This is a genomic window from Streptomyces radiopugnans, assembly GCF_900110735.1.
In the GTDB taxonomy this organism is placed as follows: Bacteria; Actinomycetota; Actinomycetes; order Streptomycetales; family Streptomycetaceae; genus Streptomyces; species Streptomyces radiopugnans.
Genome location: NZ_FOET01000005.1, coordinates 280,326 through 301,175 on the forward strand (window position 1 = coordinate 280,326; position 20,850 = coordinate 301,175).

Here is a 20,850-nt window from a genome sequence, read left to right on the forward strand (position 1 = left end):
CGTCCCGCGTGTGCACCGCGCCTGGTACGTGGCCGCCGTCGCCTTCGTGACCATCGTCGGCGCGGCGGCCTTCGCCTCCCTGCCCGGCCTGCTGATCGACCCCCTGCACACGGAGTTCGGCTGGTCGCGCGGCACGATCGGCTTCGCGATCTCCGTCAACCTCGCGCTGTACGGACTGACCGCCCCCTTCGCCGCCGCCCTGATGGACCGCTTCGGCATCCGCCGCGTCGTGGCCTGCGCGCTCACCCTCATCGCGGCCGGGGCGGGTTCGGCGGTGTTCATGACCGAGCCCTGGCATTTCACGCTGACCTGGGGCGTGCTCGTCGGCCTGGGCAGCGGCTCGATGGCGCTGGCGTTCTCCGCGACCGTCGCCAACCGGTGGTTCGCCGCCCGCCGCGGCCTGGTCACCGGCCTCCTCACCGCCGCCGGGGCCTCCGGCCAGCTCGTCTTCCTGCCGCTGCTGTCCTGGATCGTCACCCGCCACGACTGGCGTCCCGCCGCGCTGACCGTCGCCCTGGCGGCGCTGGCGGTCGTGCCGTTCGTCTGGCTGCTGATGCGCGACCACCCCGCCGACGTGGGCCTGCCGCCCTACGGCGCGACGGAGTTCGTGCCGAAGCCCGCGCCCGTGCCGGGCGCCGCCGCCCGGGCGGTGCGCGTCCTGCGCGACGCGGCGCGCACCGGCCCGTTCTGGCTGCTCGCGGGCACCTTCGCCATCTGCGGTGCCTCCACCAACGGCCTGATCAAGACCCATTTCGTGCCCGCCGCCCACGACCACGGCATGCCGGTCACGGCCGCGGCCTCGCTGCTCGCCGTGATCGGCGTCTTCGACATCGCGGGCACGGTCTTCTCCGGCTGGCTCACCGACCGCTTCGACTCCCGCCGGCTGCTGGCCGTCTACTACGCGCTGCGCGGCCTCTCACTGCTTCTGCTGCCGCTGCTGCTGGCCCCGGACGTCCGGCCGCCGATGGTCTTCTTCATCGTCTTCTACGGCCTGGACTGGGTGGCCACCGTCCCGCCCACCATCGCCCTGTGCCGAGAGCACTACGGCCCGGACGGGGCGATCGTCTTCGGCTGGGTGCTCGCCTCTCACCAGGTCGGTGCCGGACTCGTCGCCTTCCTCGGCGGCGCGGCCCGCGACGCCTTCGGCTCCTACGACCCGGTGTGGACCGCCTCGGGCGCGCTGTGCGCGGCGGCGGCGCTGATGGCCCTGGTGATCCGCCGGCGCCCGGCGGCCGTCACGGGGTGAACCGCTCGCGCCGGGGACCGCCCGGCAGCAGGGCCGCCAGTACGGGGAGCAGGTGCGGCGGCTCGATCCGGCCGGGCAGCGAGCCCAGGTCCGGCCACGGCACCCAGGCGTACGCGTCCAGCGCGTTCCGCTCGTGGGGGAGCGGACCGGCCCGCGACACCGCCGGCCGGCCGCCGCCGAAGCGGGCGGGGAAGAACAGCTCCGTGCCGGAGTACCGCCGGCCCTTCCACCGCACGTCGCGGTCGACGGGCACCGGCCGGTCCAGGACCGCGGCCGGGTCCAGTCCGGTCTCCTCGGCCAGTTCGCGCCGGGCCGCCTTCAGCGGCGTCTCACCGGGCTCGGTCCCGCCGCCGGGCGGCTCCCGGAGCCGTGAACCGTCGTACGGGTCGCGCCGCTTCAGCAGGAGGACGCGGTCGGCGGCGTCCAGGCAGACGACCCGGGCGGCGGGCGGGCACGCGACCGGGCCCGCCGACCGGTCCGTCACTCGGTCGTCGTGCGCGCGACGGCCCGGGCGATCTTCCGCGCGTCGATGGCCAGTTCGCGCAGCATGCCGCTGATGGGGTTGGTGTAGCCGGTGAAGTACAGCCCCGCGGCGGTGGGCACCGTACGGGCGCCGCGGGCGCGGGGCAGTCCGCGCTCGTCCAGCACGCCGAGGTGGCCCACCAGTTCCTCCAGCCCGCGCCGGTAGCCGGTGGCCGCTATGACGGCGTCCGGGGCGATGGTGCTGCCGTCGGCGAGGGTGACCTCGGGTCCGTCGAAGGACTCCACCGCGGCCACCGGCTCTATCCGCCCCTGGCACACGGCCTTGACGAAACCCGTGTCCTGCACGGGGATCGCGCCCTGCCGCACCCGGGTGTACAGGCCGGCCTCGGGGCGCGGCAGGCCGTGGCGCGACAGGTCCGGCAGGGAGACCTTCGCCAGCCCCCGGGCCATTCCGTCCACCATGCGCACCGGCAGCCGCCGTACCGCGATGCCGGTGGCCTGCGCGGGCCAGCCCAGGGTGGAGCGGCGGACGATGTGGGGCGGGGTGCGCACCGCGAGCCGCACCCGGGCCGCGCCGCCCTCGGCCAGGTCCAGGGCTATCTCGGTGCCGGTGTTGCCGGTGCCGACGACCAGCACGTCCCGGCCCTCGTACGGCCGTGCGTCGCGGTAGGAACGGGCGTGCAGCAGCTCGCCCTTGAACGAGTCGCGTCCGGGCCAGTCGGGCACGCGCGGAGTGTGGTTGTGCCCGGTGGCCACCACGACCACCGGCGCGGCCAGTTCCCGGCCGCCGTTGGCCCGCAGCACCCAGCTGCCGTCGTCGGCCCGGTCGATGCGGCTGACCTCCACGCCCGCGGCGATCTCCAGCCGGTGGTGGAGCGCGTAGTCCTCCAGGTAGCGCACCAGGTCGTCCCGGCGCACCCAGCGCCCGTACGAGCGCGGGATCGGCATGCCGGGCAGCGCGGACCGGCGGCGCGTGGTGTGCAGGCGCAGCCGGTCGTAGTGGCCGCGCCAGGAGGCCCCGACGGAGTCGGCCCTCTCCAGCACGACGGACCGTATGCCGCGCTCCTTCAGCGCGGCGGCGGTGGCCAGCCCGCCGGGACCTCCCCCGATGATGTGCACCGGTCTGCTGTCGTCGGACATGTGCATGCCCATGAGTCTATGCCCCGCTTCCTCCCCCGCGTGCCCGGTCTCCGAACGCCGGGACGACATCGCGGGCCCGGCTTCCCGGGGAAGGGGCGCGGAAACCTAGAAGGGCAGCGACAGCAGGTGCACCGGGCCGGGCGGCCAGCCGGCGCCCTCGCGCAGCGGCGTCCACATGGTGCGCATCGGCATGGTCACCGGGCCGTCGGGCTGCTCGACGCGGACGTGCTCCTCCAACTCCCGCCATCCCAGGGACTCGTAGACCGGCATCCACTCCGGCCAGCAGAACAGCAGGCCGACGTCGGGACCCATGCCGCGCGCGTGGTCCACCGCCGCGGTGACGACCGCCCGCCCCAGGCCCCGTCCGCGCAGCCCGGGCGCGACGATCACACCGCCCAGGCCCACCGCCTCGGTGCGGGAGCCCGCGATGGCCACCGGCACGGTCACCAGGCCCGCGTGCGCGACGAGGCGGCCCTCCCGCCGGATGCCGAAGTGTTCCTGCTTGGGCCGCCACGCCATGACCAGCCCCTCGATCTCGAAGGGATCGGGGACGCCCCCGCGGACCTCCTCCCGGTCGGCCCCGGTGAACTCCGGCAGCCGTACCACCGTGTGCCGCTCCCCGTAAGTGCTCGCGCTCGTCGTCGTCACATGACGATCCTGCTCCGGCGGGGCGTCCGCCAATCCGCGCGGTGCGCGAAGCGGTGCGCGAAGAGGTGCGCGAAGCGGTGCGCGAAGCGGTGCTCGAAGAGGTGCGTGAAGCGGTGCGCGAAGGGGACGGGAAAGGGCCGGGGGCCGCCGGGACACGTCGTCCCGGCGGCCCCCGGCGCGATGCGGGGAGGCATCGCCGATCGCACTCCTCACCGGTTCGCCCCCGGCCGGACCCCGGAGCGCGGGACCTGCGCCCCGGAGCCCGGATACCCGGGGATCGCCGCCTGCCTCCGTGCGCTGTGCGGCATCCGGGAGGACCACCCGGGTGCCGGGCCGTGATCATCGCCACGGAGCGGACGGCACCCCGCCCGGCGGCCGGGGTTGCGACCGGTCGGCGAGCGGCGTACGCAGACTTTGTACACCGGTGTGCGAACGGCCGGTGACACCTGCGGGACAGCGGCACTAAGGTGCCGCAGCGTGAGGCGCGACGGAGGCGGAGCATCGGCGGAGGAGCCGCGCCCCGACACCCTGGCGGCCCATCTGTCCGCGCTCGGCGTGGACGGCGGGGCCGTCGCCCTGTACGTGGCGCTGCTGACGGGCCGCCCGGTGCCCCAGGCCTCCCCCGAGGCGCGGCGCGCGCTGCTCGCGCTCGGCCTGGCGGCGGAGGTGCCCGCCGGCGAGGGAGCCGGCGGCGAAGGGGCGGACGGTGAGGGAACGGGCGGTGATGAACGCGGCGCACAGGACTTCGCCGGCGGGCTGGTGCCCGTACCGCCCGCGTCCGCACTGGAGTTGCTCTCCCGGCGCGAGACGCTGCGGCTGGAGGAGGCCCGTTCGGCGGTGGCGCGCGCCTACGAGCGCTACCGCCGCCGTACGCCGTCGGCCGTGGGCGGCTCGGTCGCCGAGGAGGTGACCGGCGGCGACATCGACCGCGTGCTGGGCGAGGCGCTGGGCGGGGCGCGGCGGGAGGTGCTGTGGTTCGACTCGCCGCCGTACTTCTGGGACACCGAGCGCGGCACCAAGGAGGAGGTCGGGCAACTGCGCCGCGGAGTGCGCTACCGGGTGGTGTACACACGGGAGTCGCTCGCCCACCCCGGCTACCTCACCGAGAACGTCCAGCCGTGCGTGGACGCGGGCGAGGAGGCCCGGGTGGTGTCCGGGCTTCCGGTGAAGCTGATGGTGGTGGACGACCGCGTCGGCTTCGTCTCGATGTCCATCGCGGACGTGGACGTCAGCCGCAGCATGCTCGTGGTGCGGCCGAGCGCGTTACTCGCCGCGCTGCGGGCTCTGTTCGAGGCGTACTGGGACCGGGCGCTGCCCATCCACCCCGAGAGCGGGGCCGCCGCGCCGGGCGGCGCCCGGCCCGGCCCGGCCGAGCGCCGCATCCTGGCGATGCTGGTCGCGGGGGTGCCCGACAGCCAGATCATCCGCGAACTGGGCGTCAGCCGCCGCACGTTCTTCCGCCGCATGGAGCTGCTGATGGCGCAGGCCGGTGCGGGAAGCCGCTTCCAGCTCGCCCTCCAGGCTCAGCGGCGGGGCTGGCTGTGAGGCCCGGCCGCGCGATGTCCCGCGATGCCCGGACGTGCGATGCCCGGACGTCGCCGACCGCGCGCCGACGGGCCGCGTACCGCGGGAGCCCGCGCCACCGTGCCGCGTGCCACCGGACCGGCACAGAAGTGCACCGGGGCACCGCTGTGCCATGGCACCCCGGTGCCCCGCGGGTGACATGCCATCGGCTAAAACCGTGAGCACTCTCCAATGCACACGCACCCCCCAGCGAAGAGAGAACACACGTTGAAGAAGGCCAGAAGACCCCGAATAGCCGTCGGCGCCGCCCTGGCGGCGCTCGTCCTGGCGGGCACCACCGCCGGGGCGGCGTCGGCCGCCCCCGGTCCGGAGCCCGCTCCCCTGGGAGAGGTCCGGGGCGCGGACGCGCCCGGCGCGCTGGACGGCGAGTACATCGTGGTGCTGAAGGACTCCGGTGACCGGGCCCGCGGGCTGAGGACGGCGGGAGGCGTACGCGACCGGGCCGAGGAGCTGGCCGGCGCCTTCGGCGGCGAGGCGGAGCGCACCTACTCCTCGGCCCTCAAGGGCTTCTCGCTGAAGGCCACCGAGAAGCAGGCGCGGCGCCTGGCCGCCGACCCCTCGGTGGCGTACGTCGAGGCCAACCGCGTCGAGCGCGGCGACGTCCTGCCGCAGGCGCCGGGCGCGGCCGCCGCCCAGGGCGTGCTCCAGGACGTACAGCCGGACCCGGGCTGGGGCCTGGACCGCATCGACCAGCGCGACCTGCCGCTGGACGCGAGCTACGGCTACGGCACCACGGCGTCGAACGTCACCGCCTACGTCGTGGACTCCGGCGTCAACATCGCCCACGAGGACTTCGGCGGGCGCGCCTCCTACGGCTACAACTTCGTGGACGGCAACCGGACGGCCTCCGACTGCCACGGGCACGGCACGCACGTGGCGGGCCTCGTGGGCGGTGCGACGTACGGCGTCGCCAAGGGCGTGAAGCTGGTCGCGGTGAAGGTGCTCGACTGCCAGAACTCGGGCACCACCGAGGGTGTGCTGGCGGGTTACGACTGGGTCGTGAAGAACGCCGTCGGGCCCGCGGTCGCCAACGTGAGCATCGGCGGCGCCGCGAGCGACGCCAAGGACGCGGCGGTGCGGAGGATGGTCCAGGCGGGGATCACCGTCGTGGTCTCGGCGGGCAACAAGGCCACCGACGCGTGCACCCAGTCGCCCGCCCGCGAGCCGTCCGTGATCACGGTGGCCGCGACGGCGCGGGACGACTCCAGGCCGAGCTGGTCCAACCACGGCGGCTGCGTGGACGTCTTCGCGCCCGGCGCCTCCGTCCCATCGGCCGGGATCGACTCGAAGACGGCGGTGCGGACGATGAGCGGTACCTCGATGTCCGCGCCGCACGTGACGGGCGCCGCGGCGCTCCACGTCTCGAAGAACCCGGGCGCCACGCCCGCGGCGGTGACCCGGGCGCTGCTGGAGGTGTCGAGCGCCGGCCGGGTGGCGGGTCCGGGGGAGGGCTCGCCGAACCGGCTCCTCTACAGCCGCTTCTGACGCCTCCGGGCGCCTTGTGCGGCGGGGCTTCCCGGGCGGCCGGTGACAGGGGCCGGCCGCCCGGGAAGCCGGGCACGGACAGGAACTGGAACGGGACGGAGCGGGACGGGATCGGGAGCCGGGAGAGGACGGGGAGCCGGGCCGGCGGCCCGGACGCCTACCGGCTGGGCTTGCGGCCCGTGACGCCGAGGTAGAGCAGATAGGCGAGGTTCGGCTTCAGGTCGGACTTCTTGGCGCCCCAGCTCTGCGCGGCCTTCTGCTGGCCGGCCACCGAGGCGAGCATCGACACCAGGGAGCCCGCGACGGCCGCCGGACTGATGTCGGGGTCCGCCTTGCCCTTGGACTGGAGCTTTCCGATGGAGTCGGCCAGCGGTCCGGTGATCCCGTTGAGGACCTTCGTGCGGATCTTGGAGAAACGTTTGTCCCCCTCCGCCGCACCCAGGTCCACCACCCGCAGGATCGCGTCGTTCTCCCGCCAGAAGGAGAGGAGGCCGTCCACCAGCTCCTCCGCCGTCTGCCATCCGGCCTTGCCCGTCCACTGGCGGTCGGTGGCCAGCTCGCTCAGCGAGGAGCTCTCCTTCGACATCTCCTCGGCCAGCTCCAGGACGGCGCCCTCCACGTCCGGGAAGTACTGGTAGAAGGTCGCGGGAGAGGTGCCCGCGCGCCGGGCGACGTCGATCACCCGGACGTCGCGGTAGGGCGACGAGCTGAGCATCTCGTCGAGGCAGGTGAGCAGCTTCTGCCGCGTCGCCTGGCCACGGCGCCCGGCCACCCGACCGTCAACAGTTCGTACTTGTCCTGTCATGTCGTCAGCTTACCGAGGGATGATCGGCCCGCGATTCGACCGGCCCCAAATGGGGTGATCCCCTGCACGAGGGGTAATCCGCGGATAGCGTTCGCTTATCGGGACGCAACCGCACGGAAGGAGCCGGAGATGGTCGCTGCCGGAGGCGCCTTCGCCGAGGGCACACCCTGCTGGACCGACGCGATGCTCCCCGACCTGGAGGCGGGCAAGCGCTTCTACGGCGAGCTGTTCGGCTGGACCTTCGGCGACCCGGCCCCGCCCGGACAGGGGTCCCGCACGGTCGCGCTGCTCGGCGGCCGGCGGGCCGCGGCACTGCTCCGCAAGCCGGACGGCCGGCTGCCGACGGTGTGGACGGTCTACTTCGCCGCCTCCGACGCCGCGGCGACCGCCGGACGCGTCCGGGCCGCGGGCGGGCAGCTCGTCACCGAGCCCGAGGCGGTCGGCCGGGACGGGGTGGCGGCCACCGCCGTCGATCCGGGCGGCGCGGTCTTCGGCCTGTGGCAGCCGGGGGAGCTGGCGGGCTTCGAGGCGGTGCGCGAGCCCGGCTCGTACGTGTGGACGGAGGTGTGCACCCGGGAGAGGGAGCCGGTGGACGCCTTCTACCGGGAGGTCTTCGGCTACTCCATGTACCCGGCCGGTGACGAGAGCGCGGGGGAGGCGGCCGACGTCATGGTCTGGGCCCCGCGGGGGGAGCCCGCCGACGACGAGCACGCCGTCGGCAGCCGTACGATGATCGACGAGACGTACCCGGTGGAGATGCCCGCCCACTTCCTCGTCCACTTCGCGGTCGCCGACTGCGACGCGGCCGTCCGCACGACCGTGCGCCTGGGCGGCCGTACGGTCGACGGCCCGCAGGACACCCCCTTCGGACGCTACGCCGTCCTCGTCGACAACCAGGGCGCGCGCTTCGGGGTCCTGGACACCTCCACCGCACTCTGAGGCCGGTAGCGGAGGCGGCGGGTCCGGGGCGTCCGGGGACCGCGTCCGGGAAACCGCTTCCCGGGAACCGCGCCCGGGGCGGCGCCCGGGAGGGCCGCAGGGGCCGCAAGGGCCCGGCGGCCGCTGACCGGTCCCGTCCCGGACCTCACCGGCCGGGAATGGGCGACTCACCGCCCCCGGGTTCGCAACCGAGGGCTTCGCCAGGAAGAATCGCTGTCGGACCGCGGGACCGGTACGGCGGTGGAAGGCTGCACGGGGCGGCGATCGTCGACCCCGACGGGGAGGTGGCAGGCAAGTGGTGGAGCAGCTGACGCAGCACGATCCGCGGCGTATCGGCCCGTTCGAGGTGCTCGGACGGCTGGGCGCCGGGGGCATGGGGCTGGTCTACCTCGCCCGTTCGGCCTCCGGGCGCCGGGTGGCGATCAAGACGGTGCGCACCGAGCTCGCCGAGGACCAGCTCTTCCGCGTCCGCTTCACCCGGGAGGTGGAGGCGGCCCGCGCGGTCAGCGGTTTCTACACCGCCGCCGTCGTGGACGCCGACCCGCGCGCCGCGGTGCCGTGGCTGGCCACCGCGTACGTGCCCGCGCCGTCCCTGGAGGAGATAGTCAACGAGTGCGGGCCGCTCCCGGCACAGGCCGTGCGCTGGCTGGCCGCCGGCGTCGCCGAGGCGCTCCAGTCCATCCACGGCGCGGGCCTGGTCCACCGCGACCTGAAGCCCTCCAACGTGCTGGTGGTCGAGGACGGCCCGCGGGTGATCGACTTCGGCATCGCCTCCGGGGTGTCCAACACCCGGCTGACGATGACGAACGTCGCCGTCGGCACACCCTCGTACATGTCGCCCGAGCAGGCGCGGGACTCGCGCAGCGTCACGGGCGCCAGCGACGTCTTCTCCCTCGGCTCCACCCTGGTCTTCGCCGCCACCGGCCATCCGCCCTTCCACGGGGCGAACCCCGTCGAGACCGTCTTCATGCTGCTGCGCGAGGGCCCGGACCTGGAGGGCCTGCCCGACGAGCTCAGACCGCTCATCGAGTCCTGCATGCGCACCGAGCCCGACCAGCGGCCCACTCCGGCCGACCTCCAGGCGCAGCTCGCCCCGCACCTGTTCTCCTCCGGCGGCGACGACAGCGGCACGGCCTCCGCCTGGCTGCCGGCCGGCGCGGTGGCGCTGATCGAGCGGCACCGGGGCGGGCGGGTGCGGCCCGCGCAGCCGGCGTCCCGGCCCAGGCACCGGGCGCCGGAGCACGCGCCCGCGCCCGCCCACGCGCCCGCCCGGGCCTCGGCGGCGGCCGGACCGGGTGCCCAGTGGCGGCCCCCGGCCGCCGACCCGCGGGGCGGGGGAACGCCCGCCGCGTCCGTGGCCGCGCCCCCGGTGCCGCCGCCTCCGGTCCCACCGCCCCCGCACGCCCCGGTCCCTCCGCCCGCGCACGCCCCGGCGGAGGGCTCCGTACGGCTGCCGGGCGCCCCGCTGCCCATCGGCCCCGGTCCCCGGCGGCCCCGGGCCCGCGTCACCGAGGTGAGCGCCCCGACGTCCTGGGTGCTGCGCGCGCCGGACGGCGGCACCGGCGCCCTCGGCGCCACCGCGGCCCACCCCCCGTCCCAGGCCCCCTCCCACAGCCCCTCCGGCGGTCCCACCGACGGCCCCGGCGGCAGCGAGGCCGCCGCGCCGCCGCGCTGGCGGCCGTGGCGCTTCCGGATGTCGAACGACGTGTGGGGCACCCCGGTCGTCGCCGACGGACTGCTGTACGTCACCTCCTTCGAGGTCCACGCGCTGGACGTGGCGACGGGGCGGCGGCAGTTCAAGACCCGCGAGGTGGCGTGGTCGATGGCCGTCAGCAACGGCCGGGTCCACGCCTCCGACGGCCCGAGCCTGTACGCCCTGAACGCCCGCGACGGCTCCGACGTCTGGCGGCTGGCGGCGGACGGCTGGGTGTACGCGCTGCGCGCCGACCGCGGCACGGTCGTCACCGGCACCCGCGGCGGCGGCGTACAGGCGTGGGACGCGGCGAGCGGCGAGCGGCTGTGGGAGCTGTCCGGCGCGCAGACCGACTTCGAGACCCCCGAGGCCGGCCCGGTGATCCGGGGCGGTTCGGTCTACGTCTGGGGCGACGGGCGGCTGTACGCGCTGGACGCGCGCACCGGCGCCGAGCGGTGGTCGTACCCGGTCGGCGACTCCTCGGCCACCGGCGGCGTCCCGGTGCGGCTGCTGCCCGCCGACGACGGCGCGGTGTACGTCAGCGCTGGCTCGCGCGTCTTCGCCCTGGACGCGGCCACCGGAGCGGAGCGGTGGCGCTTCGACGCGCCCGCCGCGTTCCTGTGCCCGCCGGCCTTCGCGCCGGGCGCGGCGATCGCGGGCGGCGGCGTCTACCTGGCGGACTACCTGGGCACGGTGTACGCGCTGGACGCCGCCAACGGCCACGACCGCTGGCGGATCGCCACCGAGTCCCGCCAGTCGGCCGAGCCGGTGGTGGTGGCCGACGGGCTGGTCCACCTGGGCAGCGGCAGCGCGCTCTACACGCTGGACGCGGTCAGCGGCACCCCCCGCTGGCGCTTCGCGACGGGCGGCGAGATCACCGGCTCCCCGGTGTCGGCGGACGGCCGGGTCCACTTCGGATCGGCGGACCACTGCCTGTACACGCTGGACGCCGTCGGGGGCCGGCTGCGCTGGAAGCTCGCCACGGAGGGCGAGATCACCGGCTCCCCGGTGGTCGCGGGCGGCGTGGTCTTCGCGTGCAGCCGGGACCGCTGCGTGTACGCGCTGGACGCGGCCAAGGGGACGGGTCAGGCCCGCGCCTGACCCGCCCGCCCCGTTCCGCCCGTTCCGTTCCGCCCGTTCGCCCGTTCCGGTTTCCCGGCGAACCGCTGTGCGCGGGAACCCCGTTGGCCGTTCCCCGCGTGAACCCTGGTAGAAAGTCCGGCAGTCAACAGCGGGTGCGTACACGCGCCGTGCGTCCACCGGGGGAGAAACGCGATATGAAGCGCTCGGCGAAGCGCCGTCTCAGGCTGATAGCCGTCGTCACCGTCGTGACACTGGCCCTGTCCGGTTTCAGCCAGGCCCGAGGCGGCGGCGGTGGCAAGGGCGGCGGAGGCCGGGGAAGCAGCAGCAAGGGCGGAGGCGGCGGCTGCGGCAAGGACGGCTCCAGCAGCCGGTCGAGCTACAGCGGCTACCGGAGCACGACGGCCGGCAGCGGTTCCTCCGGCTCCTCCTCGCGCGGGGACGAGCCGGACGCCGAGATCGTCTCGTGCGCCAAGGGCCGGAAGGGGACGGTGGTCGAGCTCTCCGACGGCGACGCCGGCACCTACACCGTCTACGTGGACCTGGTGGACGACTTCGGGGACGTCATCGACACCTCCTCCCTGCGAGTCAGCGTGCGGAGGGACCAGACCAAGCGCGTCGAGGTGAAGCCGCGGGACCCGGTCATGGTGGATGCCGCGGACGACTGCCGTGTCCTTGTGATCGGCTGAACCGATCCGGGGGCGGCGGGAACCGCGGCGGGGGCCGGGCGCGTGTTCAGCGGGTGCCCGGCCCACCATCCGGGATGGCAGGGGCACGACATACACCTCGGCGCGCTCCGGCGCGCCCTTCACGGGTTCTTACGGGGGAATGAAGCGTGAGGCTTCGGCATGTGCGGGCGGTGGCCGTCACCGTCGTCGTACTGGTGGCTCTGACGGGTGCCAGGAAGTCGGACGGAGGCGGCTGCTCCGGCGACGACGACAGCGGCAGCGGCGGCTCCTCGTCGTCCTCGTCGGGCGGCGGTGACTTCGGCGGCACATCCGGCGGCACCGGGGGTTCGGGCGGCGGCAAGCAGCAGAAGGTGATGCGCGAGATCACCGTGCTGCACTGCGGGGTGGACGAGGCCGGCGAACTGGTGGCACGCCTGGAGATCGAGAACACCGGCCGCATGGACATGGACTACAGCGCCACCGTCGCGTTCGAGGACGCACGGGGCGCCTCCCGGGGGACCGCCGTCCTGAAGGACTTCGAGGTGCCCGCCGGGGAGACCCTGGCCACCGACGCCGGGGGCGGCGCGTACACGGGCCCCTCGGACGGCGCCGAGACCCTGCGGTGCGACGTGGTCAGGGCCGGCCGCACTCTGTGATCCGGATGCGGCCTGAACGGGTTCGGGGGCGGAACCGCTGACGCGGTTCCGCCCCCGAACGTTGCCCGGAGCCCTTCCGGGCGCCCGTCTCAGTTCCCGGCCGGCTGGGAGGGCGAGGGACTCGGGGTGTGGTTCTCGGCCAGCGCTGGAACCGCGCCGGCGCCCACCATCGCTATGGCCAATGCGAAGGTGGCCAGGATCTTCTTCACGCGGGTCATGCAGGCTCCTTGGTACGAAGTGAGGCTCGAAGGGTCGCGGCTCGCAGAGGCGAAGATATCTCGCAGGGGTACGGTCATGTTCTTCCGCGCACAACTGTCCGGTAATCGCCTGGACGCACACGACAGGACCGGTCGCAGCGGCTCCCCCTCCCTGCCGCCGGGACCGGTCCCGTGTATCCCCCGTGGGATGTGGCTCAGTTTGCGCTGTCCCCAGGCGCGTGGTTCTCCTGGGTGGTGACCTCACCGCCCGAGGCGTGGTTCTCCTGAGGCGCCGAACCGCCCTCGCCGGGAGCCGGCGCGTGGTTCTCGAGCTGTGGGCCGTCCTTCGCGATCTTCTTGCCGGTGTCGCTCATGTGGACCAACTTCCTCTTTCTGGTGGCGGGAGGTCCGGAGCGCGCCCGGCGGCTCCCCCGTGGGCCGCCGGACGTGCTCTTCGGGCTGCTCATCTCCGTTGGCTCAGGGGATGTCAGACCGTCGACTCGCCTGCCCCCCGACGCGGCGGATCGACATGTATAAGAATGGCGGGCGGCGATAAACAATCGATGAACGCCTACTGCCGGCGATCGCGGGACCGCTCGGCCTGTTACGCGGCGACGGCAGGAGACAGCAGTTTCCGTACCACCGAGGCCTCCGGGGAGCCCAGGGACTCGAAGATGTCCAGAGCATCCTGCCAGCATGCCCGTGCCCGGTCTGTCTGGCCCAGTGCGTCCAGGGCGCGCCCCAGTACCGTCAGCACGTTTCCGCGCCGCCAGTCTCCACCGACCACGCGTAGTGCGAGGGCCTGCTCCGCGTGGGAGGCGGCCTGTGCGGGGCGGTGTGCCGCCATGTAGGCCTCGGCCATCCGCAGGTGGGTGGCTCCCTCCCACATCGGCTGGCGGCTCTCCCGGAAGAGGGGGAGAGCCTGGTTGAGCTGGTCGAGTGCCTCCGTGGCGCGCCCGGCACCGGTCAGAGCCATCGCCAGGGCGTACTGGGCGTTCGCGAGCCGCATGGTCATCCCCATGTCGGCGTAGATGGCCACACCTTGTTCCGCGAGCCGGATCGCACTGTCCATCCGCCCCAGACCCAGGTGAGTCCGCGAGAGGTTGCACAGCACGCTGGCCTCGCTGGGACGGTTGCCGTCCGCACGGAACACCTCGATGGCCTGCTCCAGATACTTCTCGCCCTCTTCGTACCGACTGCGGGAGAGGGCGCTGATGCCACGGTCGTTGGGGGCGTAGCCTCCCGTCACGGGGTCGCCGGTGCGCTCGGCCAGTTCCATGGCACGCCGCGCGTTGTCATCGGCCTGATCGAACCGGCCCGCCACAGTGTGCACATGGGTGAGCATGATCTGGGCCCGTCCTTCGGCCCAGGCGTCGTCGGCGGCTTGGGAGGCCCGGCAGAGAACGGTCGCGGCCCGCTCGTAGCGCATTGAATGGACGCCGGAGTCTGCCAGGTCCTTGGCGGCGATCAGCAGGTCGGCGGCGCGGCGCAGCGCGCCGTTCTCCGTCGACTGCTCCACGCAGGCCAGCAGGCAGTCGGCCTCGGTGAACAGCCAGTCCAGCGCGGCGGTGTGATCGCCGAACTCCAGCCCGGGGTGCTCGGTGGCGGCCAGGTGGGCCACAGTCCTTTCTCCCGGGCGGGCCAGGGCGAACACCCGGGCGGTGGTGGCCAGGTAGAAGTCCAGCAGCCGGGATCGTGCGGCGGACCGGTTGGAGGCGGGGTCCTCGTCGCGTTCGGCGCAGGTGCGCGCGTAGAGGCGGACCAGGTCGTGGTAGCGGTAGCGGCCGGGGGCGGCCGATTCCAGCAGGGAGGTGTCGACCAGGGACTCCAGCAGGTCCTCGGTCTCCTCCGGGGTGCGCTCCAGCATGGCGGCGGCGGCGTGGACGGAGATGTCGGGGCCGTCGGCCAGGCCCAGCAGGCGGAAGGCGCGGGCCTGCTCCGCCTCCAGTTGGCCGTAGCCCAGTTCGAAGGTGGCCTTGACCGCCTGGTCGCCGGCCTGGAGTTCGTCCAGCCGGCGGCGTTCGTCGGCGAGTCTGCGGGCCAGGAAGGAGACCGTCCAGGTGCGGCGGGCGGCCAGGCGGGAGGCGGCGATGCGGATGGCCAGGGGCAGGAAGCCGCAGGCCGCGACGACGTCCATGACGGCCTCGCGCTCGGCGCCCACCCGTTCGGCGCCGACGATCCTGGTGAACAGGGTCATGGCCTCCTCGGGGCTCATGACGTCCAGGTCCACCAGGTGGGCGCCGGCCAGGTCCACCATCCGCACCCGGCTGGTGATCAGCGCGGCGCAGCCCTCGGTGCCGGGCAGCAGAGGACGCACCTGGGCGGCGTCGCGGGCGTTGTCCAGCAGGGTCAGGATGCGGCGGCCGGCCAGCGTCGAGCGGTAGAGCGAGGCCCGTTCCCCCACTCCGTCGGGGATCGCGGAGTCCGGGATGCCCAGGGCCCGCAGGAACGCGCCCAGGACCGCCTCCGGTTCGGCCGGGGCCGGGCCCGCGCCCTGGAGGTCGATGTAGAGCTGGCCGTCGGGGAAGCGGTCGCGGGCGGCGTGGGCGACGTGCACGGCCAGGGTGGTCTTGCCCACTCCGCCGATGCCCGCGACCGCCGACACCGCCATGACCCGGCTCTCGGCGGCGACGAGCTGGTCGCCCAGCTCCGCCACGAAAGCCGTCCGGCCGGTGAAGTCCGGTACGGTCGCCGGGAGTTGCGCGGGCCGTACGAAGGTCGCCGTGCCCGGCGGGGCGGACTCCTCGACGGGCTGCGCCAGTTCCTCGTCGGCCCGCAGGATGCGCTGCTGGAGTTCGGCCAGTTCCGGGCGGGGGTCCACGCCCAGTTCCTCGGCGAGCAGTCGCCGGGTGTCGGCGTAGACGGCCAGGGCCTCGGCCTGGCGGCCGCTGCGGTACAGCGCCAGCATCAGCAGTTCGCGCAGCCGCTCGCGCAGCGGGTGCTCGGCGGTCAGGGCGGTCAGCTCGCTGACCGCCTCGGCGTGGGAGCCGAGCTGGAGGTCGAGGTCGAGGTCGAGGCGGTGCTCCAGCAGGGACAGCCGCCACTCCTCCAGCCGGGTCCGCTGGTTCTCCGCGTACGGCCCGGGGATGTGGGCCAGGGGCTCGCCGTCCCACTGCGCCAGCGCCGCGGCGTACAGCTCGCGCGCCCGGTGGCGGTCTCCGGAGGAGACCGCCTTCTCCGCCTCCAGGGCGTGGGCGGCCGCCGTGTCCGCGTCGATCCCGGTGTCGGGGCCCAGCCGGATCGCGTAGCCGCCGGACTCGCTGATCAGGGCCTCGGCGCCGAGCGCCTTGCGCAGCCGGGAGGCGTAGGTGCGCAGCGCGGCCAGGGCACGCTGCGGCGGCTCCTCACCCCACAGCGCGTCCACCAGCTCCTGCGCGGTGGCCGTCTGTCCGCGGCGCAGCAGCAGGGCGGCGAGCAGGGCGCGCTGCTGGGGCGAGCCGACGCCGACCGGCTCGCCGTCCCGCCAGGCACGCACCGGTCCGAGCACGGCGAAACGCAGCCGGTGACGACCGTTGCCCGGCTGCTGCAGTCGTTCGCGCCCGGTGTGCCCCTCGCCGTCCATGGTGCCCCCTGCGAAGTGTGACGACCCGCAGCGCACAGTGTGCCTTGTCAAGGGTCGGTACGTCAGCCGTGCCCCTGTCTCTCCTCACAGTCACCGCAAACCCGCGACGGAACCGACAGCCGATGGCCCGACAGATGACGAGATGTCCGGTGGTAGAGCAACAGGCTTGATTATCAAGGGAGTTGCCGATAATGCCGCTTCGTCCTCTCAGTGCGCCTCCAGCCACAGCGGATTGGTCATCGCCGCCATCGGCCCCGGCAGCCCCGCGCCACCGCCCTGGACGGGGTGGCGCACCTCGGCGCGCACGTACGCGGCCAGCGAGGCGGTGGTGTGCCAGAGAACCGTGCCCGAGCCCGAGGCGGGCAGACGCTCCGAGAGCATCTCGCCCTGATCGGTCAGCAGCCGCACCGTGCCGTCCGGCACCCCCGACACCTCCAGCCGCACCGCCACTGCGGCGTCCGGCGCGACGCGCAGCCGCTCGCCGATCCCGGCGTGCTCGCCGCGCGGGCCCGTGGCCGACAGCTCCAGACCGATCCCCGAGGACTCCGCCAGCCAGCTCCGGCCCGCCCGTATGCCCTCCAGCACGGCAGCGCGCGACAGGTCCTCGGCGTGGACGACCGTCTGCGGCAGGCCGACGACCTGCGGTTCGCGATGGGCGTCGCTGTTGCCCATCGCCGGTATCCACCGCCGGCGCCCTTCCCCGCCTTCCCGGCGGCAGGACTCCAGCAGCATGTTGTCCCAGGCGGCCAGGGCCGGTTCGTCGTCGGCCGTCCACGGCCCGTTCCAGACCTCCACCGCGTCCGCGCCCGCGTAGCCGAACTTCCACTGGCAGCCCACGAAGGGGCAGTTGGGATGCGCCGGGACGACCAGCCCGCCCGCCCGGTGGATCCTGCGCACGTACCGCTCGTACGCGTCGTCGCGGGCCCGGTAGCGCCAGTCGACGAAGGTGCCCGGATCGACGCCGAGCGCCAGGTAGTGGCCGTTGCGGGTGGTCACCTCCTCGCCGCACAGGATCAGCAGGTCCTCTCCCCACAGCCCCTCCCAGGCGCCGTGCCCGGAGGTGGTGTTGTGCTCGGTGGTGGCGATGAAGTCCAGCCCGGCGGCCCGCGCCGCCGCCGCGACCTCGGCCGGGGTGCGCCGCCCGTCGGAGTGCACGGTGTGCAGATGGCAGTCGCCCCGGTACCAGGCGCGCCCCCGCCCCCTCGCGCGCTCCGGCGGATACGCGGGCCTGAGGGGGCGCCCCTGCTCCCCGTACCGCAGGGTGACGGTGACCTCGTACTCCATGCCCTGCGGGGCGACGGTGTACGGCCCCAGGACCACATGCCAGGTGCCCGGCCGCACAGGACCGGCCAGATATCCCGGTGTCGCCCGCTCGGCGCTGATGGCGAACTCCGTGCGGAAGCCGCCCGACCAGCCCCGGAAGCCGCGCCCGCCCGCGGCCGTGCCGCGCTCGTCGAAGATCCCGATGTCCAGGGCGTTGCCCGGCGTGCCGGAGGGCACGGCCGGCCTGTCGTAGGAGTACGAGACGGCCAGCTCCCGCACCCCGCGCGGCACCTCCACGGGCAGGTGGACGAAGTCCGGTGCGCCGTTGGGCAGGTGGCCGCGGACCGTTCTGCTCTCCTCGCCGCCCCCGCTCTTCTCCGCGTGCTCCTCCGCGTGCGCGAAGCTCACGCCCCGGAGCGTGAGCGCGCTCGCCGCCCCCGCGGCGGCGGACAGCCTCAGTACGTCGCGCCGGTCCATGACGGCCCCCGTCCTGTCGCCTCCGATGTGGTGCCGGTCACTTTCCCATGGGCGGGTGACGGACGGGAGAAGACCTGTGGATAACCCGGCCGACACCGTGTGACGGCGGGTGCGGCGGCGGGGCCGGCGGCGGGAGGGATGTGTGAGGGACATCCCCCGCCCGCCTCCCGGCCGGTGCCGGGGGCGCTCGTATGCTCGCTCCCATGACTTCGTCGAGCGGGCAGGCAGCACCCACCGCCAACGCCATGCGGCGCGCCCTGCGGCGGGCCCGTGACGGGGTCGCGCTGGACGCGGCCGAGGCCGCCGTGCTGCTCCAGGCGCGCGGGGAGGACCTGGCCGACCTGACGGCGTCCGCCGCCCGGGTACGGGACGCGGGCCTCGAAGCGGCCGGCCGCCCCGGGGTGATCACCTACTCGCGCAAGGTCTTCATCCCGCTCACCCGGCTGTGCCGGGACCGCTGCCACTACTGCACCTTCGTCACCGTGCCGGGGAAGCTGCGCCGCGAGGGGCACGGCGGGGGCCCCACCCGGCGGAGCCAGGGGGCGTACCTCTCCCCGGACGAGGTGCTGGACATCGCCCGCCGGGGAGCGGCGATGGGCTGCAAGGAGGCGCTGTTCACCCTCGGCGACCGGCCCGAGGACCGCTGGCCCGAGGCCCGCGAGTGGCTGGACGCGCACGGCTACGACGACACCCTCGCCTATGTGCGCGCCATGGCGATCCGGGTGCTGGAGGAGACCGGCCTGCTGCCGCACCTCAACCCCGGGGTGCTGACGTGGACGGACTTCCAGCGCCTCAAGCCCGTCGCCCCGTCCATGGGCATGATGCTGGAGACCACCGCCACCCGGCTGTGGTCCGAACCCGGCGGCCCCCACCACGGCTCGCCCGACAAGGAACCGGCCGTCCGGCTGCGGGTACTGGAGGACGCGGGGCGCTCGTCCGTCCCCTTCACCACCGGCATCCTCATCGGCATCGGCGAGACGTACGCCGAGCGCGCCGAGTCGCTGTTCGCCGTCCGCCGCGTCCAGCGGGCGTACCGGGGCGTCCAGGAAGTCATCGTGCAGAACTTCCGCGCCAAGCCCGGCACCGCCATGCGCGGCATGCCCGACGCCGAACTGGAGGAACTGGCCGCCGCCGTGGCCGTGGCCCGCCACGTCCTCGGTCCCGCCGCCCGCATCCAGGCACCACCGAACCTGGTGGGCGGGGAGTACGCGCTGCTGATCGGCGCCGGGATCGACGACTGGGGCGGCGTCTCCCCGCTCACCCCCGACCACGTCAACCCCGAACGCCCCTGGCCCCAGATCGACGAACTCGCCGGGCACACCCGCGCAGCAGGCTTCGAGCTGCGCGAACGCCTGACCGTCTACCCGGAGTTCGTCCGCCGCGGCGAGCCCTGGCTCGACCCCAGGCTGCTGCCCCACGTGACCGCCCTGGCCGACCCGGACACGGGCCTGGCCCGCGAGGACGCCGCCGTCACCGGCCGCCCCTGGCAGGAGCCCGACGAGGCGTTCACCGCCGTCTCCGCCGGCCGCACCGACCTGCACCGCACCATCGACACCACCGGCCGCACCGCCGACCGCCGCGCGGACTTCGACGAGGTCTACGGCGACTGGGAGGCGCTGCGCGAGAGCGCCGCGCCCGGCATGGCGCCGGAGCGGATCGACGCCGACGTGCGCGCCGCCCTGGCCACCGCCGCCGACGACCCCACCCGCCTCACCGACGACCAGGCCCTCGCGCTGCTCCACGCCGACGGGCCGGCCCTGGACGCGGTGTGCCGCATCGCGGACGACGTGCGCCGCGACACCGTCGGCGACGACGTGACGTACATCGTCACGCGCAACGTCAACTTCACCAACGTCTGCTACACCGGCTGCCGCTTCTGCGCCTTCGCCCAGCGCCGCACCGACGCCGACGCCTACACCCTCTCCCTGGACCAGATCGCCGACCGGGCGGCGCAGGCGTGGGAGGTCGGCGCGGTCGAGGTCTGCATGCAGGGCGGCATCCACCCGGACCTGCCCGGCACCGCGTACTTCGACATCGTGCGGGCGGTCGGGGAGCGCGTACCGGGCATCCACGTGCACGCCTTCTCCCCGATGGAGGTCGTCAACGGCGCCACCCGCACCGGCATGCCGATCCGGGACTGGCTGGCGGCGGCGAAGGAGGCCGGACTCGGCTCCATCCCCGGCACGGCCGCCGAGATCCTGGACGACGAGGTGCGCTGGATCCTCACCAAGGGCAAGCTGCCGGCCGCCACCTGGGTCGAGGTGGTCACCACCGCGCACGAGCTGGGCCTGCCGTCGTCCTCGACGATGATGTACGGGCACGTGGACCGGCCCCGGCACTGGCTGGGCCATCTGCGCCTGCTGGCGGAGATCCAGCAGCGCACCGGCGGCTTCACCGAGTTCGTCACGCTGCCGTTCGTCCACACCAACGCCCCGGTCTACCTGGCCGGGATCGCCCGTCCCGGGCCGACGGTCCGCGACAACCGCGCGGTGACGGCCATGGCACGCCTGCTGCTGCACCCGCACATCACCAACATCCAGACCAGCTGGGTCAAGCTGGGCGCCGAGGGCGCGGCCGAGATGCTGCGCTCGGGCGCCAACGACCTGGGCGGCACGCTGATGGAGGAGACCATCTCCCGGATGGCCGGCTCCTCCTACGGCTCGTACAAATCCGTCCGGGAGCTGGTCGCCATCGCCGAGGCCGCCGGACGCCCGGCCCGCCCCCGCACCACGACCTACGGCGAGGTCCCCGAGGAGCGCGTACGGGCCGCCGAGGCGTCCGGCGGACGCCTCCCGGAGCTGCTGCCGGTACTGGAGGACTGAGCCCGTCCGGGGACCGGTCTCCACGGGCCGGGACGGGCGCGGGGCGACTTCCGGCCGTCTTCCCGGGATCTCCGGCCCCCGTCCACCTCCGTGCCGCCTCCG

General features: G+C 74.3%; 17 protein-coding genes. 8 read left to right on the forward strand and 9 right to left on the reverse strand.

Annotated elements, in window-relative coordinates; genetic code table 11:
- Positions 1-10: 10 nt before the first annotated feature.
- Positions 11-1,246 carry an MFS transporter gene (locus BMY40_RS13600; RefSeq protein ID WP_093659235.1) on the forward strand — a complete coding sequence of 412 codons (1,236 nt, stop codon included), beginning with the start codon at positions 11-13 and terminating at the stop codon, positions 1,244-1,246.
- Here BMY40_RS13600 and BMY40_RS13605 read toward each other — a convergent pair.
- The 4 genes from BMY40_RS13605 to BMY40_RS13620 all read right to left on the reverse strand — a co-directional run bounded on the left by BMY40_RS13605 (position 1,236) and on the right by BMY40_RS13620 (position 3,711).
- On the reverse strand, positions 1,236-1,730 hold the full coding sequence (locus tag BMY40_RS13605; RefSeq protein WP_093659060.1) for an NUDIX domain-containing protein: 495 nt from the start codon (positions 1,728-1,730) through the stop codon (positions 1,236-1,238). The genes BMY40_RS13600 and BMY40_RS13605 overlap by 11 nt on opposite strands.
- On the reverse strand, positions 1,727-2,869 hold the full coding sequence (locus BMY40_RS13610) for a flavin-containing monooxygenase (protein ID WP_093659233.1): 1,143 nt from the start codon (positions 2,867-2,869) through the stop codon (positions 1,727-1,729). Before BMY40_RS13610 ends, BMY40_RS13605 begins: the two co-directional genes overlap by 4 nt.
- 105 nt (positions 2,870-2,974) lie before the next feature.
- Positions 2,975-3,517, reverse strand: a complete 543-nt coding sequence (locus tag BMY40_RS13615) for a GNAT family N-acetyltransferase (protein ID WP_245770063.1) — start codon at positions 3,515-3,517, stop codon at positions 2,975-2,977.
- A complete protein-coding gene (locus tag BMY40_RS13620; RefSeq protein WP_093659062.1) occupies positions 3,514-3,711 on the reverse strand; it encodes a hypothetical protein in 198 nt (65 codons plus the stop codon). Before BMY40_RS13620 ends, BMY40_RS13615 begins: the two co-directional genes overlap by 4 nt.
- A gap of 283 nt (positions 3,712-3,994) precedes the next feature.
- On the opposite strand from BMY40_RS13620, the gene BMY40_RS13625 reads away from it, so the two are divergent.
- The gene (locus BMY40_RS13625; RefSeq protein ID WP_093659064.1) at positions 3,995-5,062 is read left to right on the forward strand and encodes a helix-turn-helix transcriptional regulator; all 1,068 of its coding nucleotides are present in this window, start codon (positions 3,995-3,997) and stop codon (positions 5,060-5,062) included.
- Positions 5,063-5,308: 246 nt separating this feature from the next.
- Complete coding sequence (locus BMY40_RS13630) at positions 5,309-6,586, forward strand: S8 family peptidase (RefSeq protein ID WP_245770064.1); 1,278 nt, start codon at positions 5,309-5,311, stop codon at positions 6,584-6,586.
- A gap of 157 nt (positions 6,587-6,743) precedes the next feature.
- Here the strand turns inward: BMY40_RS13630 and BMY40_RS13635 are convergent, their stop codons facing one another.
- Entirely contained in the window at positions 6,744-7,391 is a 648-nt protein-coding gene (locus BMY40_RS13635) for a TetR family transcriptional regulator (RefSeq protein WP_093659068.1), read from the reverse strand.
- A gap of 129 nt (positions 7,392-7,520) precedes the next feature.
- On the opposite strand from BMY40_RS13635, the gene BMY40_RS13640 reads away from it, so the two are divergent.
- The 4 genes from BMY40_RS13640 (at position 7,521) to BMY40_RS13655 (ending at position 12,427) form a co-directional block, all read left to right on the forward strand.
- Entirely contained in the window at positions 7,521-8,330 is an 810-nt protein-coding gene (locus BMY40_RS13640) for a VOC family protein (RefSeq protein WP_093659070.1), read from the forward strand.
- Positions 8,331-8,625: 295 nt separating this feature from the next.
- Positions 8,626-11,124: a protein serine/threonine kinase AfsK gene (gene afsK, locus BMY40_RS13645; protein WP_093659072.1), complete on the forward strand. Its 2,499-nt coding sequence runs from the start codon at positions 8,626-8,628 to the stop codon at positions 11,122-11,124.
- Positions 11,125-11,300: 176 nt separating this feature from the next.
- Positions 11,301-11,792: a hypothetical protein gene (locus tag BMY40_RS28060; protein ID WP_093659074.1), complete on the forward strand. Its 492-nt coding sequence runs from the start codon at positions 11,301-11,303 to the stop codon at positions 11,790-11,792.
- A 146-nt stretch (positions 11,793-11,938) separates the two neighbouring features.
- Positions 11,939-12,427, forward strand: a complete 489-nt coding sequence (locus BMY40_RS13655) for a hypothetical protein (RefSeq protein WP_143071774.1) — start codon at positions 11,939-11,941, stop codon at positions 12,425-12,427.
- Positions 12,428-12,516: 89 nt separating this feature from the next.
- Here BMY40_RS13655 and BMY40_RS28955 read toward each other — a convergent pair whose 3' ends face one another.
- The 4 genes from BMY40_RS28955 to BMY40_RS13665 all read right to left on the reverse strand — a co-directional run bounded on the left by BMY40_RS28955 (position 12,517) and on the right by BMY40_RS13665 (position 17,926).
- A complete protein-coding gene (locus BMY40_RS28955; RefSeq protein WP_281250772.1) occupies positions 12,517-12,645 on the reverse strand; it encodes a hypothetical protein in 129 nt (42 codons plus the stop codon).
- Between the two features lie 194 nt (positions 12,646-12,839).
- Positions 12,840-12,998, reverse strand: coding sequence for a sigma-like protein (locus BMY40_RS27525; RefSeq protein WP_107436768.1), 159 nt, complete (start codon positions 12,996-12,998; stop codon positions 12,840-12,842).
- Between the two features lie 230 nt (positions 12,999-13,228).
- The gene (gene afsR / locus BMY40_RS13660; RefSeq protein WP_093659078.1) at positions 13,229-16,186 is read right to left on the reverse strand and encodes an SARP-family global regulator AfsR; all 2,958 of its coding nucleotides are present in this window, start codon (positions 16,184-16,186) and stop codon (positions 13,229-13,231) included.
- 207 nt (positions 16,187-16,393) lie between these two features.
- The gene (locus tag BMY40_RS13665) at positions 16,394-17,926 is read right to left on the reverse strand and encodes a CehA/McbA family metallohydrolase (RefSeq protein WP_093659080.1); all 1,533 of its coding nucleotides are present in this window, start codon (positions 17,924-17,926) and stop codon (positions 16,394-16,396) included.
- A 203-nt stretch (positions 17,927-18,129) separates the two neighbouring features.
- Between BMY40_RS13665 and BMY40_RS13670 the strand changes: the two genes are divergently transcribed.
- Positions 18,130-20,748, forward strand: coding sequence for a bifunctional FO biosynthesis protein CofGH (locus BMY40_RS13670; RefSeq protein ID WP_245770065.1), 2,619 nt, complete (start codon positions 18,130-18,132; stop codon positions 20,746-20,748).
- The last annotated feature ends 102 nt before the right edge of the window (positions 20,749-20,850 follow it).